This window comes from Sphingobium sp. TCM1 (genome assembly GCF_001650725.1).
GTDB lineage: Bacteria > Pseudomonadota > Alphaproteobacteria > Sphingomonadales > Sphingomonadaceae > Sphingobium.
In genome coordinates, this window is record NZ_LXVX01000034.1 from 272,500 (window position 1) to 290,064 (window position 17,565).

18 protein-coding genes are annotated in these 17,565 nt (G+C 65.4%); 17 read left to right on the top strand and 1 reads right to left on the bottom strand.

The annotated features are described in order from the left end of the window. Window positions 1-124: 124 nt before the first annotated feature. On the top strand, window positions 125-4,417 hold the full coding sequence (locus tag A7Q26_RS18340) for a strawberry notch-like NTP hydrolase domain-containing protein (protein ID WP_066862479.1): 4,293 nt from the start codon (window positions 125-127) through the stop codon (window positions 4,415-4,417). A gap of 55 nt (window positions 4,418-4,472) precedes the next feature. Here A7Q26_RS18340 and A7Q26_RS18345 read toward each other — a convergent pair whose 3' ends face one another. Next, complete coding sequence (locus tag A7Q26_RS18345) at window positions 4,473-5,423, bottom strand: MucR family transcriptional regulator (protein ID WP_066862481.1); 951 nt, start codon at window positions 5,421-5,423, stop codon at window positions 4,473-4,475. Window positions 5,424-5,456: 33 nt separating this feature from the next. Between A7Q26_RS18345 and A7Q26_RS18350 the strand changes: the two genes are divergently transcribed. The 16 genes from A7Q26_RS18350 (at window position 5,457) to A7Q26_RS18425 (ending at window position 17,550) form a co-directional block, all read left to right on the top strand. Further along, window positions 5,457-6,248 (top strand): hypothetical protein, encoded by a 792-nt coding sequence (locus tag A7Q26_RS18350; protein ID WP_232313863.1) that lies wholly within the window; start codon window positions 5,457-5,459, stop codon window positions 6,246-6,248. A 49-nt stretch (window positions 6,249-6,297) separates the two neighbouring features. Beyond that, on the top strand, window positions 6,298-7,002 hold the full coding sequence (locus A7Q26_RS18355) for a hypothetical protein (RefSeq protein WP_066862484.1): 705 nt from the start codon (window positions 6,298-6,300) through the stop codon (window positions 7,000-7,002). 3 nt (window positions 7,003-7,005) lie between these two features. Further along, window positions 7,006-7,299, top strand: coding sequence for a zinc finger domain-containing protein (locus A7Q26_RS26370; protein ID WP_066862487.1), 294 nt, complete (start codon window positions 7,006-7,008; stop codon window positions 7,297-7,299). 79 nt (window positions 7,300-7,378) lie between these two features. After that, window positions 7,379-7,567, top strand: coding sequence for a hypothetical protein (locus A7Q26_RS18365; protein WP_157102608.1), 189 nt, complete (start codon window positions 7,379-7,381; stop codon window positions 7,565-7,567). A 136-nt stretch (window positions 7,568-7,703) separates the two neighbouring features. Next, a complete protein-coding gene (locus A7Q26_RS18370) occupies window positions 7,704-8,717 on the top strand; it encodes a deazapurine DNA modification protein DpdA family protein (protein ID WP_066862921.1) in 1,014 nt (337 codons plus the stop codon). Window positions 8,718-8,811: 94 nt separating this feature from the next. Continuing rightward, the gene (locus A7Q26_RS18375) at window positions 8,812-10,008 is read left to right on the top strand and encodes a DUF932 domain-containing protein (protein WP_066862493.1); all 1,197 of its coding nucleotides are present in this window, start codon (window positions 8,812-8,814) and stop codon (window positions 10,006-10,008) included. Between the two features lie 10 nt (window positions 10,009-10,018). Next, window positions 10,019-10,642, top strand: coding sequence for a hypothetical protein (locus A7Q26_RS25710; RefSeq protein ID WP_066862496.1), 624 nt, complete (start codon window positions 10,019-10,021; stop codon window positions 10,640-10,642). Between the two features lie 92 nt (window positions 10,643-10,734). Next, window positions 10,735-10,941 (top strand): hypothetical protein, encoded by a 207-nt coding sequence (locus A7Q26_RS18385; RefSeq protein WP_066862498.1) that lies wholly within the window; start codon window positions 10,735-10,737, stop codon window positions 10,939-10,941. A 74-nt stretch (window positions 10,942-11,015) separates the two neighbouring features. Further along, window positions 11,016-11,888, top strand: a complete 873-nt coding sequence (locus tag A7Q26_RS18390) for a Mom family adenine methylcarbamoylation protein (protein WP_066862501.1) — start codon at window positions 11,016-11,018, stop codon at window positions 11,886-11,888. Window positions 11,889-11,975: 87 nt separating this feature from the next. Then, window positions 11,976-12,473, top strand: coding sequence for an RNA polymerase sigma factor (locus A7Q26_RS18395; protein ID WP_066862504.1), 498 nt, complete (start codon window positions 11,976-11,978; stop codon window positions 12,471-12,473). Window positions 12,474-12,525: 52 nt separating this feature from the next. Then, entirely contained in the window at window positions 12,526-13,212 is a 687-nt protein-coding gene (locus tag A7Q26_RS24850) for a DUF5983 family protein (RefSeq protein WP_084439202.1), read from the top strand. A 39-nt stretch (window positions 13,213-13,251) separates the two neighbouring features. Then, window positions 13,252-13,734, top strand: coding sequence for a hypothetical protein (locus tag A7Q26_RS26070; protein WP_232313864.1), 483 nt, complete (start codon window positions 13,252-13,254; stop codon window positions 13,732-13,734). A 51-nt stretch (window positions 13,735-13,785) separates the two neighbouring features. After that, the gene (locus A7Q26_RS18410; RefSeq protein ID WP_066862506.1) at window positions 13,786-14,919 is read left to right on the top strand and encodes a phosphoadenosine phosphosulfate reductase domain-containing protein; all 1,134 of its coding nucleotides are present in this window, start codon (window positions 13,786-13,788) and stop codon (window positions 14,917-14,919) included. Window positions 14,920-15,030: 111 nt separating this feature from the next. After that, entirely contained in the window at window positions 15,031-15,492 is a 462-nt protein-coding gene (locus tag A7Q26_RS18415) for a hypothetical protein (RefSeq protein WP_066862509.1), read from the top strand. Beyond that, the gene (locus tag A7Q26_RS18420; RefSeq protein WP_232313865.1) at window positions 15,482-15,886 is read left to right on the top strand and encodes a hypothetical protein; all 405 of its coding nucleotides are present in this window, start codon (window positions 15,482-15,484) and stop codon (window positions 15,884-15,886) included. The genes A7Q26_RS18415 and A7Q26_RS18420 overlap by 11 nt, the downstream gene beginning before the upstream one ends. Next, window positions 15,883-17,550 carry a sensor histidine kinase gene (locus A7Q26_RS18425; protein WP_066862512.1) on the top strand — a complete coding sequence of 556 codons (1,668 nt, stop codon included), beginning with the start codon at window positions 15,883-15,885 and terminating at the stop codon, window positions 17,548-17,550. Before A7Q26_RS18420 ends, A7Q26_RS18425 begins: the two co-directional genes overlap by 4 nt. The last annotated feature ends 15 nt before the right edge of the window (window positions 17,551-17,565 follow it).

Below are 17,565 nucleotides of genomic sequence, written 5' to 3' on the forward strand. Positions count from 1 at the left end.
TCTCCACCTTCATAGGGCCTGGCTTCGCGCCACGGCCCTATTTTTGTGCCCGTCAGCCGCATGGGAGGGAAGGGGGAGGGAATTGGCGGGCCGCGATGGTCCAGACCCAGATCGGAGTTCCGCCATGTCTCTTCCTCTGCTCGCGCTCGCCCATCCTGACGAGCCGGAAAACCACAAGACCGCTCATCTGCACTCGGTTGCGATGCGCCTCGCCGAACTACTCGGCCGCGGTCAGCCGGTCCGACGCCAGGACCTGAAACGCCTCATGGAAGAAGCCTTCTCGACGTCCGACGCGACTGGCGCCTGGTCGATGCGCGACGCTTATGACGCGCTCGAAGCCGCCCAGGTCCTGATGCTGAATTCACCCTCAGGCGCGGCCCGCCTTGACATCGCCGGCCATGATGCGTTCGCCGCGCTTCGCCGGTTCGAGCGCGCGCTGCCGACCCAGACCTATCGCAGCGAGCATCAGGTGGAGATGCAGCAGTTCAGCACGCCGATTTCGCTCGCCTGGCTCGCCGCGCAGGCGGCAAGGATCGGCAAGGACGACCATGCCCTGGAGCCGTCCGCCGGCACCGGCATGCTAGCCGTCCATGCACTTCACGTCGGCGCCGGCCTGACTCTCAACGAGCGCGACCCGGGACGCGCGTCATTGCTGGGCCGGCTTCTCGGCCAGGCCGTCACGAGGCACGACGCCGAGTTCATCCACGATCTGCTCCCCGGATCGGTGGCGCCGACCGTCGTGCTGATGAACCCGCCCTTCAGCCGCAGCGACGGGCGCGGCAACGACCGCTTCGCCGGCGCGCGGCATTTGCGGTCCGCGCTGCTGCGTCTCGCACCGGGCGGTCGCTGCGTCGCGATCATGCCGCCGAGCTTTGCTGCCGACGGCGCGGCTGCCAACGGTTACACGATGGTCTGCGAGACGGTGATGCCGCGCTTCGAGATGACCATCCTCGGCAATCCCTATGCCAAGCATGGCACCAGCATCGCGATCCGCCTGGTCGTTTTCGACAAGGGATGGACCGGCGCCACCGACCGCCACACTGCGCAAACGATCGACGAGGCGGCCGCACTGGTGAGCGGCATTCCGCCACGGCTCGCGTTCCCCGACCCTGAGCCGCCGGCACCCGCCGTCGTTCCGCTCAGGCCACGCAAGCCGACCCTGCCGTCGCCGTCTGCGATCTTCGGCGGGCTGCAGAGGCGCGTGCTGGTCAAGCCCGAGCGGATCGCGGCGGACAGCAGCGCCAGGCCGCTCACCTATGCGATCCGCGACACGCCGCTGCCCCCGGGCGATCCGGTCGGCCATTATGCGCCTTGGCGGCCGGCCCGGATCGAGATCGATAGCGCCAGACCCCACCCCGATCAGCTTGTGGAATCCGTTGCCATGGCGTCGGTCCTGCCGCCCGCGCCGAGCTATCGTCCGATGCTGCAGGACCATGCGCTCGCGGCGCTGTCCGACGCCCAGCTGGAAACGATCATCCATGCCGGCGAAGCCTGCGAGCGCGATCTGCCCGGGACCTTTGCGCCCAACAAGGCCGGGGATCAGCTCCATGAGGACCCCGAAGGCGCCGTCTATCGAACCGGCTTCTTCATCGCCGACGGCACCGGCGTCGGGAAGGGACGCGAAGGCGCCGGCATCATCCTCGACCAGTGGAACCGTGGCCGCCGCCGCGCGATCTGGATTTCCCGTAGCTCGGCCCTGATCGAGGACGCGCGCCGGGACTGGAGCGCGCTCGGCGGGGTGCCGATCGACATCCAGCCGCTCGATGCCTTTCCGCTTGGCGCGCCTGTCGCGATGGACAGCGGCATCCTGTTCCTGACCTACGCCACCTTGCGCTCCCAGCGCCACGACCGTGCCTCGCGCCTCCAGCAGTTGCTCGACTGGGCCGGCCCTGATTTCGAGGGCGTCATACTGCTCGATGAATCGCATGCCCTCGGCAATGCCGCCGGCACAGAGACAGAGTTCGGCGCGGCCAAGGGATCCGAACAGGGCCTCGCCGGCGTTCGCCTGCAGATCGCGTTGCCCCGGGCCCGCATCATCTATGTTTCGGCCACCGGTGCGACCAAGCCGGAAAATCTGAGCTACACCGCGCGCCTCGGCTTGTGGGGACCAGGGACCGCCTTCCAGGATCGCGACGCCTTCCTCTCCGCGATGGAAGAAGGCGGGATCGCCGCGATGGAGATTGTGGCGCGCGACACCAAGGCCATGGGTCTTTATACGGCTAGAGCCCTGAGCTTCGCCGGCGTCGAATATGACCCGCTCGAGCACAGGCTCACGCCAGCCCAGATCGAGATTTACGACGCCTATGCGGACGCGTGGGCGGTCGTGCATCGCAACCTGACCGCCGCGCTCGAGGCCGCCAATATCGTCGACCGGGCCTCGGGCCGGACGCTCAACGCCATGGCCAAGGGCTCGGCACTCAGCCGGTTCGAAAGCTCGAAGCAACGCTTCTGGTCAGCGCTTCTGATCTCCATGAAGATGCCGACTGTCTTCGAGGCGATCGAGGCAGAAGTCGCTGCCGGTAATGTTGCCGTCGTCCAGCTGGTCAGCACGGCCGAAGCGATCCTCGATCGGCGGCTTGCGGAGCTTTCCCCCGAGGAACGCGCCCATCTGGATTTGGAGCTTTCTCCCCGAGCGACCCTCATCGACTATCTCAAGAATGCCTTCCCGACCCAGCAGATGCGCGTGTTTGCGGCGAGCGACGGTTCGCTTCGATCCGAGCCCATGCGTGACGAAGCTGGCGCTATGGTCGAGTGCGTCGAGGCTATCGCGACCCGTGACGCGCTGATCGAGGAGCTTTGCGCGATGCCGCCGGTCCCGGCCGCCCTCGACGCATTGCTCGCCCACTTCGGAACCGCCAGGGTCGCCGAGGTCACCGGTCGGTCGCGTCGCATCCTGAGCGGCAGCGACGGCTGCCAGAAGCTCGAACGTCGCGGCGCGCGCGCTAACATCGCCGAGACCCAGGCGTTCATGGACGGACGCAAGCCGATCCTCGTGTTTTCCGACGCCGGCGGCACAGGGCGATCCTACCATGCCGATCTCAGCTGCCGAACCGCCGACAAGCGCCGTGTCCATTTCCTGCTGGAGCCGGGCTGGCGCGCCGATGTGGCGATCCAGGGACTTGGTCGTACGCACCGGACCAACCAGAGCGTCCCGCCGGTGTTTCGCCCGGTCACGACCGATTGCAAGGGCGAGCGGCGGTTCATCTCGACGATCGCGCGTCGCCTCGACAGCCTTGGCGCCTTGACCCGCGGGCAACGCCAGACAGGCGGGCAGAATCTCTTCGATCCCGCCGACAATCTGGAGAGCGATTACGCTCGGGAGGCACTGACCCAATGGTATCACCTGCTCCATGCGGGCAAGCTCTCCAGCGTCACGCTGGATGGCTTCCAGGACATGACCGGCCTCAAGCTCGCCGATGAGAATGGCGCTCTGCTTGAGAAACTGCCGCCTATCCAGCGCTGGCTGAACCGGATCCTCGCGCTCAGGATCGCAACGCAGAACGCGATCTTCGACGAATATTTGGGGTTGATCCAGGCACGGGTCGATGCGGCGCGCGAAGCCGGCACGCTGGACGTCGGCGTCGAAACCATCCGAGCCGAGCGCATCGATGTGAAATCCGAGCAGACCTTACGCACCGATCCGGTGACAGGCGCTGAGACCAGGCTGTTGCGGCTCGAGCTGCTCCTGCGCCCATCGGTCATGCGCTGGAAGCGGCTGATGCAGATCTGGGAAGGAACGAGCGAGATCGCCTTCCTGCGCAACCGCCGCTCGAAGCGAATTGCCCTGCAGGTGCCGTCCTGGTCGATCACCGATGAGGAGGGCCGCATCATTCCGATGTGCCAGCTCGTGCGACCGACCGGCGCGTCCCGCATGCACGAGATGGCGCTCTGGAACAGTCATTGGGAGAGGGTCGACCGCGAGGAATTCCAGCAACTCTGGGAAGCAGAGGCGGCCGAAGCTGAAACCAAGGCCGATGTCGAGACGGTGAGCGTCGCGACAGGGCTCCTGCTACCGGTCTGGCACAGGCTTCCCCAGGACGATGTCCGGGTGTGGCGGATCGACGATGGCGAGGGCACGTCGATTCTTGGCAGGTTGATCCCGCCGGTCGCGATGACCGAACTGGAAACGGCTTTCGGACTTGACGGCTCGGTTGAACTGACCGCTGCCGAGCTGTGTGCCGCTGCCCAGAAGGGCACGGGCATTGCGATCCCGGGGCTTGGCGGCGCGATGCTGGCCGTGGCGCTGGTCAACGGGACCCGCAGGCTCGAAATCCGCAGCTACCGGTCCGAAGACCGTGAGCGACTGAAGGCGCGCGGCGTGTTCAGCGAAGTCATCGCCTACAAGACCCGGCTCTTCATCCCCGCCGACCGATCGCATGAAATCGTCGAGGCTATTCTTGGCATGACGCGGCCTTGATCACGCCTCATGAACAGCGATGGTCCGGGCACACTACTGCGCCCGGACCATGAGATCATTCTGCCGGGGCCGGTTCTGCAGGGGCAGCTTCGACCTGTGCGGTCGGCGGCGTGTCTGCTTTCGGCGCCCGACTGCGCTTTGGCTTCGCAGCCTCCACGACCGCAGGCGGTTTTGCTTTGCCGGTGGCCGCCTTGGCCTTCGTTTTGGGCGCAACCTTTGCAGCCGCTGCCTTCGCACGGGGCTTGCGAGCGGGGGCGGCCTTTTCCTGTGCAACGTCGCTGGCGACCGGTTCGGACGCGGGGGCCGGCTCGCCTGCCGGTGCTTCAGCCTCGGCGACGATGTCGGGTTTGCCCTTGCGTGTCGTCGCTTTCGGCTTCGCCCTGGTTGCCGGGGCTGGAGCTTTCACCCTCGGTTTACGTGCCGGTGCCGTCGTCTCCGCGACCACGTCAGCGGGCGTCGCGTCCGGCGCCGGCGCTGCATTGTCTGCTTCGGCTGCGCCCGGTTCGGCGGCAGCGCCCTTGCGCTTGCCGCCAAGACCGAACTTGAGCGCGACTTCCCGGCGCGCGGCCGAATAGCCGGGTGCGACCAAGGGATAGTCTGCGGGGAGATCATAGCGCGCGCGATACTCGGCGGGCGTCAGACCATGGGTTGAGAGATGGCGCTTCAGGGCCTTGTACGGCTTGCCGTCGATCATGCTCAGTATCTGGTCGGGTGACGCCAGACTTTCCTCGATCGACACTGCCGGCTTGAAGTCGGGAACTGGCGCTGGAGCTTCTACCACCGGTTCAACCGACACTGGCGCCACAGCCGCCGGCGCGACCGGCCCTGGCGCCGGGATTGCCTCCTCGGCGGCTGGTGACACCGTCGATGTATCGCCCAGCAACGCTTTGCGGGTCCCTTCGACCAGTGCGGGCAATTCGCTGCTCGGCACCGTGTTGTTCGCAAAATAGGCGCTGAGCAGCGCCACGGTCAGAGACATCACGTCCGATTGTTCGGCCTCGGCCATGCAGGTTCCTTCTTCTGGCTGGAGAGACTGGTCTTGACCCATGCGAGCTTGCGCAAGCGTAAACGAACAGGTGCCGTCATTCGGCGTGCAAGTCAAAGGGAGGGGAGGAGGAAGCCGATGGATGGCGTGGCGATTGGGCCGCGCAAGTATCTTGAGGAGACATCCATGGCCGACAGCTTCGTCCAGGGCTCATTCGCCTTCACCTGCTCGATCGATGAAGCCGCGCTGATCGAGGAAGCCTGGCAATTGTCCGCCGATCTATCAGGCGGCTTCGAGCCCGGTTCGGCAAGTCCCGAGTTTCTGGCAATATTCCCGGCGAAAACACTGGATGATCTCTTAAGCGGCTTCACGTCGATCTTCGACGATGCTGCCTTTCCCGAGTTCGGCGCGGACATGCGTGTCGAGAATTCGGCAGATGACCCGGCGATCTGCACGGTCAGCATCTCTAGCACAACGGACTTCCAGCCGGACCCCATCGCAGCGCTGATCCAGCGTTGCTGCGCGGCCTCCCTCGCCGGAAGCGCGATCGGTTTCGAATGGAGTTTCAGCTGCAGCCGACCGCATCGCGACAGTTTCGGTGGCGGATGGTGCGCGATCTTCGCCGACCGGATTGTCCACGAGACTACCCGCGGGGCGCTGTCCAGTGTGCTCGAAAGCGGGAATCTCACCACCAGAGCGGATCCCTGGTCCGACGATCCCGATCATCCGGTCGAGGACTGGAAGATCGAGGTCGCCAATGACGACACCCGGTCGGGATATCTCGACTGGGTGGTAACCCGGCGGTTCCTCGCCGCCGAAATCGAGGCGTCTGTTCCGGACGCCTGATACTCCCCGCCCGCGAGGGGCGGGCACCAATCAAGCAAGGAGACATGCAATGACCGACACCGCTTCGTCGGGTGCGCCCGCGCGCCTGTATAGCCAGACCCCGCATGATGATCGGGGCAACTTCCACTACCAGGGCGATCTCTATCGTCCCGGCGACAACCTCGCGACGCTCGCCGGCCGCATCGAGCCGCATCTCGCGCGAAAGTTTCCGAACGCTTCCTTTGCGATCCAGACCCAGAAATTCTCAGGGGGTCGCAAGATCACGGCCGAGATCCTCGACTGGCCGGAGGAATTGACGGGGCGTGAGGCTCAGGAAGCGGCGCAGGTCGCGATCCGCGACCAGATGGAGCGGTTCGGATCTACCCGCACCAACCCTCTGCAGGACTATTGGTCTTGCTCCTTCTACTGCGAAGCGCGCATTGGACAGGCCTATTGGGCGGCGCTCGCGAAACGCAACGGCCTGAAGAATCCGGTCGATGCCATTGTCTCCCTGGCCGCGTTCAAGAAGCGCGTAAAGGCCGGCGATACCCTCAAACTGGTCGATGCGCCGGCGGGTCACCGCGCGATCGGCACCACGCGGGCGATTACCAAGGTACGTTCGGGCGATCTGGTCCTTGAGGGGCGGTCTTATCTCAGCTTCCCGCGCGCGTCCGCCTTCGCGTGCGACGGCACGTTTGTCCGCATCTCGATCGGCTCGGAATATGAGCCGGACGCCCATCTGCTCTATGAGTGGATCGTGCAAAAGGCCGCTTGAGAGATGGCCTTCATCGTCAAGGGGGTCGCCGTCTGCCAGAACCAGGACTGCGGTTTGACCTGGCCTCGCGACCCTGTTCTCGAGGTGGCCTGCCCAACCTGCAAGGCGCCGGTCGGGGTCGGATGCAAACGTCCGAGCGGGCATAGCGGCCCCTTCATCGAACTTCACGCCGAGCGGGACCTATTGGCCGATCGCGAGGGGAAATATGGCCCGTGCCCACTGGGGCGATGCGGCCGCACCAGCCGGAGCAATCCACAGGCTTCCGACACCGCTTCGGGGCAATTCAGCCTGTTCTGATCCCCGCCACCCTCACCCGGCGTGTGTCGATCAACCAGTCGCGCGCCGCTTTCCCAAATCCTCCAAAATGGAGAAAATCATGTCGGCTGACCTCTTTCGTCGGATCGCGGATGCCGAAGGCTGGAGTGATGTCACCCAGATCGGCATCCTTCTTCGCTTCATCGCAGCCCAGCGCGATCGTGCCAGCTTCTTCGCATTTCTCACCCAGACCCGGGCCGCCACCACGGACAGCGATCTCGACCGGCCGATCGGTTCATGTGGGAGGTGATCGAACATCTCGGCAATCCTGGCCTCGCCATCACGGCCGCGTTCCAGGAATTCTGCCTGAACACCCACGATCTCCTGACGCCCAGGCAGGCAGCCGAGCGCTGGTGCTGCTGGTCAGTCGCATAGCGCGCAAGGCCATGACGATCGGCGTTCTGGTCGGTCTGCCGCATCTGCGGGAAGGGCCAATCCTGAATAAGGCCAGAGCCATGCAGATGCCGGCCCTGATCTCCGCAAACGCGCTCTCACGCTGGAGCCAGCGGCAAGGATGGCCCGAATGGCTGGGATGGAAGCTCGATCAGCTTCGCAACGCGCGGGGTCTCGCCAGCCTTGCGCTCGATTCCGCCGGCTTCGTCGCGATGGCGCGTTATCGCGGATTTCCGTGGCGCACAGATGATTATCTGGCGCTCGCCGCCAGCTATCCGTTCCGCTGGTTCGCCAGCATGGACTATTGCGTCGAGCCCGAAATTGCAGCCGACCGGGAAGAGGTGCTCGGCCGGATTTCGCGGACCATTCGCGCCAATCTCGATTGCCGACGCGGCGCGCGCGATCTCGGGATCGAGCACCGCCTCATGCCCGTGATCCAGGGGCGTCGCCCGGAAGACTATGAGCGTTGTCTCGACGCCCTCGCGCTGGACGTCTCGCGGACCCGCTTCATCGGGGTTGGCTCGATGTGCCGACGTCAGGTCCGTGGGCCAGAGGGCTTGATCGCGGTGCTCGATCATCTGGACCGAATTCTCCCGCCGGGGCTGATGCTGCACCTCTTTGGCGTCAAGGGCAGTGCGCTCCCGGAACTCGCGGGCCTCGACCATCGCATCTTGTCTGTCGATAGCCAGGCTTACGGAATAGCAGCCCGCCAGGATGCCTTCCGCCGGGGCGTCGCCAAAACCGACGAGCTCGTGGCGGAGCATATGCAGGCATGGACGGGACGGCAGCTTTCGCGGCTCGCAAACCCATCCGGCACCCGCCAGCCCGAACCCGCATGTGCCGTGCCCGATAAGCCGCCAACTGACCCTTGGGAACAGGCGATCGTCCAGGCGCGCGCCGAAATCCGCCAGTGCGTTGAAGATGGCGATATCGGCCATGAGGACGTGACCACGCTCTGGATCGAGCAGTGGGCGGCCGACATTTATCGCGACGCTCTTGCTGGCTGATCCCCAGCAGCCTGCGCGGGCGACCCGGGAGGGAAGGGGGTGGGAAGGAGTGGCCGGTCCGAGGTGGATCGGGCCTTCTCCAAGGAGATTTCCCATGGCAACGCTTGCCCAGCATATCGACGCGCCCCAGGTCTCCGGCGCCTATAAGGTCGACATCTCCCGCGGTCGCAACATCGGTCGCGTTTCCTCCGAATGGTATTCCCGTCCCGACGACGAGAAGTTCCTGTCGCTCGACGAACTCTATGACAGCGTCCGCCGCCGCGCCGATCGCGCCCGTACCCGTATTGTCGAAAGCCGCGACGTGCGGGTCGAGGCAAGCATGGACAATGCCGAACGCCTCAGCCTGATCGTTCCCGGCGAGGCCGAGCCGATCGCGCCGACCAACTGGTCCTTCGGCCAATTGTCGAGCCTCGTTAGTGCTCCCGCATCCTATCTGCGCAACCTGCCTGCGGCACTCGCGGGCATCAATCTCCAGCACGGGCTGCTCAGCCATCGCGGCGAACAGGTGAAGCTGCTCAAGACCCACGAGGGCCGCGCCGAGCTGCGCGCCGTCACCGGCCCCGATTATGGCCGCATCTGGGACCATGAACTGGTCACCGCCGTCATGAAGATCGCGGGCAACGGCGTGTCGGACACGCGCTGGAAGGTACCCGGCGTGCTCGACTGGGGTTCGATGCGCTATAACCCCCATGTCGATGTCACGCGCGAAACGACCACGCTCTACGCCTCGGATCGCGACGTTTTCCTATTCCTGGTGGACGACACGCACCCGATCGAAGCGGGCAAACTTCCCAATGGCGAGCCCGATCTCTTCTTCCGCGGTTTTTATTGCTGGAACTCGGAAGTCGGCTCCAAGACACTGGGAATAGCGACATTTTACCTTCGCGCGGTGTGTATGAATCGCAATCTATGGGGCGTCGAAAATTTCGAGGAGATCTCGATCCGGCATTCCAAACTCGCCGCCAACCGCTTCGCCCACGAGGCTGCTCCGGCGCTCGAGAATTTCGCGGACTCCTCGGCGATGAGCTTCATCGAGGGCATCAAGACTGCGCGCAGCCGCATCGTCGCGCGGACCGACGAGGATCGCGAGACCTTCCTGCGCAAGAACGGCTTTTCCAAGACCGACACCGCGAAGATCATCCAGTCGGTGACGTCCGAGGAAGGCCATCCGCCCGCCAGCTTGTTCGATTTCGTCCAGGGCATCACCGCCCATGCGCGGGCCAAGTCCAATCAGGACACGCGTCTCGAGATTGAAGGCAAGGCGCGCAAGCTTTTCGCCAGGGCGAACTGAGGAGGGAGCGATGCCGAGCTTTACGATCGAGAGCAGCTATCGCCGGCTCGTCTTCCGGCACACATCCTATGAAGCGGCAGATATCGAGGCAGCGTGCCGCCTCGCGATCGCCGACGATGACTGGCAGTCGCAGAAGGACGACGATGAAAGCTGCAGCGCTACCTTTCTGACCGGCATCTGGCCCGGGACCGACACCGCCTATGAGGTGGCGGCGCTCCCGGTGCCCCCGGGTTTTGCCGAGGGCGAGATGCTGTCGGATGCCGGCGCCCGCGATCTCCCCGCCGCTGCGCCGAAGATGGAACCCATGATGCCGCGCTGTCGGCATTGCGGCAGCGGGCAGATCAGCCGGGATGCCAATGCCTGCTGGGACGAGGAGACCCAGGACTGGGTGCTGCTCGCCACCTATGACAGCCAGACCTGTGAGCGTTGCGGCGCCGACAGCAATCACCTGGTCGACTGGGTTCCGCTTGCCGCGCCGGGCTCGATCGATGCGTTCTCCTGGGACGTGATCGAGGAACTGCAGACACCAAAGCTGATCGACGATGCGGCGTTCAAGGCCTTTTGCCAGGAGCATCACAACGATCTGACTGCCAAGCAGGCCGCCGCCAAATGGCGCAATCGCGCGCCCGGCTGACGACCGCCGCGCCGACTTCAACCCGACCAACTCCTTCGTGGCGGCTTCGACCTCGGTCGGAGCCGCCCTTTTCCTATCGAAAGGATCTCATCATGAACGCTTCGTCCCAGGTCGCTCTTCAGACCTTCACCGTCGATATCGAATTCTCGAGCGGCGGCGAGCCCTTCGCCACCGAGACCTACAGGGTTCAGGCAAGCGACTGGTATCGCGCGCAACGCGATGCGATCGAGATGTCGGTCTGCAGCCCCTGCGACAACAGCCGCATCCCGGACCTCACGCGGCGCGTGGTCGCGCGATAGCCACGGCTCCGCGCCGGCCCGAGCGTCTCGATGGCGACGGGTCGGCGCGGGCCGCTCCTCAGAAGGTGCCGACGATGATCACCACAAGAAGCCAGCGCTGGCGCGACCGGCGCAGCCGCTGGGTGCCGACTGCCAGCGAAATCGATCCCCGGACGCTCGCCGTCGATGTGATCGACACGGCGCGTGAGGCCGCCCCGTTCGTACGAGCGCACCATTATGCCGCCTCGATGCCGGTGACGCGGCTTTCGGTAGGCCTTTTCCGCAACGGTGGCGGCGGCCGGTCGGAACTGGTCGGCGTCTGCGTTTTTGCGCATCCGGTGAACAACGCCAGCGTGCCGAAATCGGCGGGGCTCGAAGACCCGCGCACCGCGTGCGACCTGGGCCGCCTCGTTCTGCTCGACGACACGGGCGGCAATGCCGAGACCTGGATGTTGTCGCGCGCCTTCAACCTTTTGCGCCGGGAGAAGCCCGAGATCATCTCAGTCATTTCCTATGCCGATCCGATTCGCCGGATCGATGAACGCGGCCAGGTCTTCATGCCCGGCCATGTCGGTGGGCTCTATTGCGTGATGGGTAGCCGCTACACCGGGCGCTCCTCGTCGCGCATCGATCTTATCCTCCCAAGCGGCCAACCCATATCGAGCCGAGCCATCTCCAAGATCCGCAACGCCGAATGCGGACAGCGCTATGCCGTAGAGCAACTGCTGCAGGCCGGTGCTCGTCCACTCCTGGCTGGCGAAGACCGAACGGCATGGCTCGTCGATCTCGAGCGCGTCGGCTTTCTTCGGCGCCAGCGCCATCCGGGCAACCATGTCTATCTCTTCCCTTTGACCCGGGCGGCGAAGATCGCGGCCCGCGGCCTTCCCGACCTGCCGTACCCGGTGCTCGATCGCTCCGCACAGGTCGGTGACGTCACCGCGCTCCCGCTGCTGCGCATGGCGGCGTGAGGCGTTCGGCGGATTACGGGTGACGCGGGAGGGAAGGGGGTGTGGGCGTGGTGCCGGTCGACGGGATCGGCGCACAGGAGATGTCCCATGCCCGACCATGACGCCCGCGCGCTGCTCGCCGAAGCGCTCGACTTCTTCAACGATCATCCGCGCTTCAGCCTGCGGCGCGACCGGCGGCGCAACAGCTATGACCTGGCATCACGGATCGAGGCATGCCTGTCTGCCGTTCCTGGGCCGCCTGGTCCCGTAATCGCCGTAGCACGCGACCGCTGGGCTTCGAGCGGCTTCCTGCGCGTCGACGCTGACGAGCACATCGTCACGCGGGACGCGCAAGGCTATTGGGTGCGAGCCTGGGTTCGGATCGACCCCGCCAGCGTCGGCGAAATCGATCCGGTCACGGCCAAACGCTACGCCCGCGCGCTCGCCGCACTGCCGGATCTCACGCGATCCGTCCTGCTCGCGCACCAGCAGGACGGGCAAAGCATCACCCAGATCGCCGAACGCCTCGGCCTCACCACGCAAGAGGTCGAGCGACATATCACCGACGCTCTCACGAGGATCGGGCGCGCGATCGGCCAGGGCTGATCGCGATGCTCCCCGTCGCGCCTCCCACGCCTCCAGCTTCGAGGAAATCATCATGACTGAGCTTTCGCATGTAGAGCTTTCCACCATCATGGCGCGGGTCCGAACGGCTCTGGTCGGCATCGACAATGTCGACGCCGGCCTGCTCGCTGACCTGCAACAGGCCGAGCAATGGCTCGACTCGCGCCCCCTGCCATTACCTGTCGATGTCCATGTCGGCTTCATCGACCACAAATGCGGTGGCAATCACTATGCGGCCTTCTCGCGCAAGGATCTCATCGCCGAGATCGCTCAATTCTGCCGGGAATGGTGGTCAGATATCCGCGACAAGCGCGATCCTGCCACGCTCGACGACGAACAGGTCGCTGAGATCTATTTCGAGCGCCACGAGGACGAATATCTCTGGACCGAGCGCATCAGCGTGGCGGTCTCCGTACCGGAATCGGTCTCGCCGCTGCGTATCGGACGCCATCTGGTGATCAGCACCAGCCATATCAGGCCGTCGACCGCTGACCTGCTCGACCAATGGGCGCCGCTGCTTCCCGAGGCCCGTCCGCTTGGCGTCGCCGAGGCCGGCTATGGCTGGTTCGTCCTCACCGATCCGCTTGACGGCAAGGCGCCTGAGATGGCGCCGCCGGAACTGCGGGCCGCCATCGATTTCGCGCGGGCACAAGGCTGTCGCTGGCTTCTGCTCGACCGGGACGCCGACTGCGTCGACGGGCTCGAGACCTTCGACTGGTGACTGGAGGACGAAATGGATCATCGCTCGCGCGGCGCCGAGGTGCGCAATCCGGTGATGGGCCTGCCATCGGCGCGCTTGCTGCAGACGCTACCGGCGCAGACCCGGCTGCTTCTTTCGATCTTGCTGCGTGATCTCGCAGCCGATGCCCGCGCCAGATCCCGGACAAGCTGGGATAGCCGAAAGGCGTTCGTCGCCGCCTATTGGGCGACTGTCGCCGTCTATGCCGGCCACATCGCGCGTTTGCTCGCGTCCCGTGAACTGCCGCGTCGGCGACAGCCATTCCGCATCGTGCAGAAGGGCTATCCCGATATCTTCGCGGCCGACTGGGCCGAAGCGTCCCGTCAGTATTCCGACCGGCGGGACCTGACTGGCCTCGGCGCAAGCATGTTCCCCGACGCGACCCTGCTGGTCGAGCATGTGCCCGTCGGCCGCATCAGCTACAACGGTCGCATCTGGCTTCCGGGCGAATGGCATCCTGAAGATCGGCCGCTGTACGATAACCGGATCCCGCCCGGCGCCTGACCGCGCACTCTGGCCTTTCCATCCAAAACTGCCGTCCCGAGGAGACCCGCTATGGGCGCTGCACTCTCGCGCGTGCCGGACATCGGCTTCGAAGCGCCCTTGCCTGCGATCGACGACACGATCCTCGCGGCCATCAGGCGGAACGCCTGGTTCCTGTTCAACCTCTCGGGCGGCAAGGACTCGACGGCGTCGGCGCATGGCGCGATCGAACTGCTCGATGCGCTGGGGCATCCGGCGGATCGCCGCATCGCCATTCACGCGGATCTTGGCCGGGCTGAATGGCGCTCGACGCCTGCGACGGTCGCGGCGATCGCACAGCGCCTCGGCCTTCCCCTGATCACGGTGCGACGAAGCACAGGCGACATGGTCGCGCGCTGGGAGCAGCGGTTCGCGTCGGGCAAGCGTCGCTATGAGGCGCTCGAGACCTATAATCTGATCGGGCCCTGGTCCTCGGCATCGCTGCGCTTCTGCACGTCCGAACTCAAAGTGCAGGTGATCGGTCCCGAACTCGCCCGCCGTTTTCGCGGGCAGGAGATCGTATCGGTCCTCGGGCTGCGCCGCGAGGAGAGCGCCAACCGGCGTGGCACGCCTGTTTCCAAAGCCGATGAGCGCTTCGCGCGCACTGGAAACGCTGCAGGAACGCGGATGCTGGTCTGGCATCCGGCCATCGACTGGACCGAAGCCCAGGTCTACGCGATGCACGGCCATCACGGGCTTCCCCTGCACGAAGCCTATGCGTCATATGGCGCCACCCGCCTGTCCTGCGCCTTTTGCGTCCTGGCCTCGCTGCACGATTTGGGTGCTTCAACCGGTGCTCCCGACAATCATGACCTCTATCGGCATCTCGTGGCGATCGAGGCGACATCGACCTTCTCCTTCCAGCCCCAGCGCTGGATTGCCGATGTGGCTCCGCATCTTCTGCCGCTCTCGCTGCGCCACGACATGGGGCGCGCAAAATTGCGTGCTGCCGAACGCAGGGCGATCGAGGCTGCCATGCCCGGGGGCCTGCGCTTCGTGAAAGGCTGGCCCCCGCGATTGCCGACACAGGCCGAAGCGGGCGAGATCGCGCATGCCCGGACTTCGATCCTCGCGCACCATGGTCTTGTGAACCGGTTCGCCGATGGCGCTGCCGTGCGTGGCCGCTTTGCCGAACTGCTCGCGCTGAAGTCCCGGTCCGCCCGGTAACCGCCGAGGCGGGAGGGGAGGGGGATGCCGGCGATCGCGCCGGGCAGGTCGAGCGCGCCGCAGCAGTCTGATCCGTCCGGACCATCTCCCTCGCAATCGAAGGAAAACACCATGCATGTCATCGTGTCCCGCTCCCGCATCGCGGGAACCGCGCCGCTCTACCAGTATCGGGCACTCGTGCCCCTGAGTGATGTCGCCGCTGATCGGCGGACCCGCTGCGTCGTTCTTCGCGCGACGCTGGACAATGAGCGAGTGCCCTCGACCCGGCTCGCAGACGTGATTGCGCCCGACGCCTGGTTCGAGCGCAATCTCGCCGTGCCCTGCGGGCTGGCCGCACGCCTCACGCTGGTTGCCAAGCGGGTCGAGGCGCTCATCATCCGCACGCTCTATCCCGAGATGACCGCGGAACTGCCGTCGCTTCTGTTCGCCCTCGACCATGATCCCGGCGATGCAAGCTGCAGGGTTGCCATTGCCGACCTCAACGCCGCTTTCGACCGCCTCGCGCCCGATATCGGCATGCTGATGGCGGCCGACCTTGGCCTCTTCCAGGGAGGCCTCCGTCATGCGGCCTGATCTCCAGGCGGCAAACGCCATGCCCCGCTATACTGAAGCCAGTCTCGAGACCGCCGCCTGCCTCTGGGAGGCGGTTCTCGACCTGCGCGACAATCCGCGCACCGATCCCGATGCGATCGGCCTCGCTCTCATGATCCGCAAGGCCTGCGATGCGATCGGCACCGCTTCGCTCCGCATGACTGTCATTGGCTGGACCGACGCCGTTGAGGCGGACTGGCGCGCGGTCGAGCATGACTATCCGCTGTGTTTCGACTGGGACTTCGTGCCGGGCTGGATCATCGACCATGTCGACTTGGCCGATCCGATGCTTCCGACCGTCCGATCAAGGGGAGGGGGAATGGAAGCGGTCGAGGCGGGGGCATTGCCCTCCGCCGGACAGGAGCTTCAGCCATGACACTTCCCACCATGATACGGCCCGCAGTCGGCCAGAACCTCATCTCCAAGGTCTCGCGCCTCTATAATGGCACGCTCGGCGACGTGCTCCATGAGCTGTTCCAGAACGGACGCCGCGCCGGCGCCAAGGCCATCTATGTCGCCCTCCACAACCTTCCCGAGGGGCCATCGCTTTCCGTCCATGATGACGGGCGCGGCATCGATGATCCCACCGGGCTGCTCACCCTCGGCGAGTCCGGCTGGCGGGATGACGTCCTGCAGCGGGAGGACCCCGCCGGCATGGGCGTCTTCAGCCTCGCCGGCCAGGATGTCCGCGTCCTCTCCTGGTCGCGCAGCGCCAAGCGGGGCTGGGCGGTCCATATTCCGGCCGATGGCTGGGAAGGGGCCTTGCCGTTCGCCATCGAACCCAGCGGCATCGTGCGCGGCACCGAATTCCAGATCCAGCTGCCGCCCGCCTGGGAAACGCAGCTCGACGCGGCTCTGCGGACCGCCGCGCACTTTTTCCCGCTGCCGGTCCATTTTCAGAAGGTCGAAATGCCCCGCGCGGATTTCCTCGCCGGGGCCTGTCGGATCGATATATGGGAGGGCTGCCGGATCGGTGTCTTCCACGACAGCGTCACCGAAGCCTCGCACAGCCCCCGTATCAACTTCCACGGCGTGACGGTGCCCTGCCAGCTTCCCACCCTCAGCGAACTCGGCAATCCCCATAACTGGCGGGTCAGGGTCGATATCGTCGATGCGCCGGCACTTCAGCTCGTGCTTCCCGCCCGCAAAGAAATGGTCGAGAACGAGGCACTGTCCCGTCTGAGGGAGGCGGCCGAGATCGCTCTCTACCGCACTGTCGCTCTCGAGGCCTCTCACCGCCTTCCCTATAAGGCCTGGGCGCGCGCCCATGATCTCGGGATAGTTCTTCCCGAGGCCGAACCCTGGCTCAACGCCTGGGCACCCAACGTCGCCGACACCGGCAACCGATATATGGGCGGCCCCGTCCGATCAGGCCCGATGATCCTGATGACCGAGCATGAGGCTGATGTTGAGCAGGCGCTCGACCGGGCGCTCAAGAAGCAGTCACCGCTGGATGGGCGGCTCGTCCACGAGGAGCGCGGTCTTCAAGGCTATGGCTGGTATGACGCCCTGCCGCGCCTCCTGTCCTGCAGCTTCGTGATGGAGCGCGATGGTGTCCTGCACCGCTATGCCGACGATGTCGCCTTGCCGGACGATTTCGCCTCCGGGCCCGTCGAGGCGCTGACCGCAGAGATCGTTGTGCAACCGGGCGGTGCCGACGCTCCTCAGCCGACCGTCCATAACCTCGCGGTGGACATGCTGGTCTGCAACAATGCGGCCTGGTCCATCGACGAGGCGACCATCCTGTTCGATCGCACGGCGAATGTGCAACCTGGCGCGCTCGCCGACCTGATCTACGCAAGCCTGTTCAGCTATTCCGACGATCATGAAAGCGACAGCTGGGAAACGCAGTCGCTCGCGTTCGAACGACAGGCGCTCAATCTCGCCAATGAACTGTTGCTCGGCGAAGACGAAGCGCTCCTCGCTCAACTGCGCGCGGCAGTCTTCGAACATGTCCAGTGGCTCATCCCGGAAGGGGCTTGCCTGACGCTCAGCGCGGACCGCAACGCGCTTTCGCTCTCCCTCGCCCAAGCCGCCTGAGGCGGCCGCCGCGCA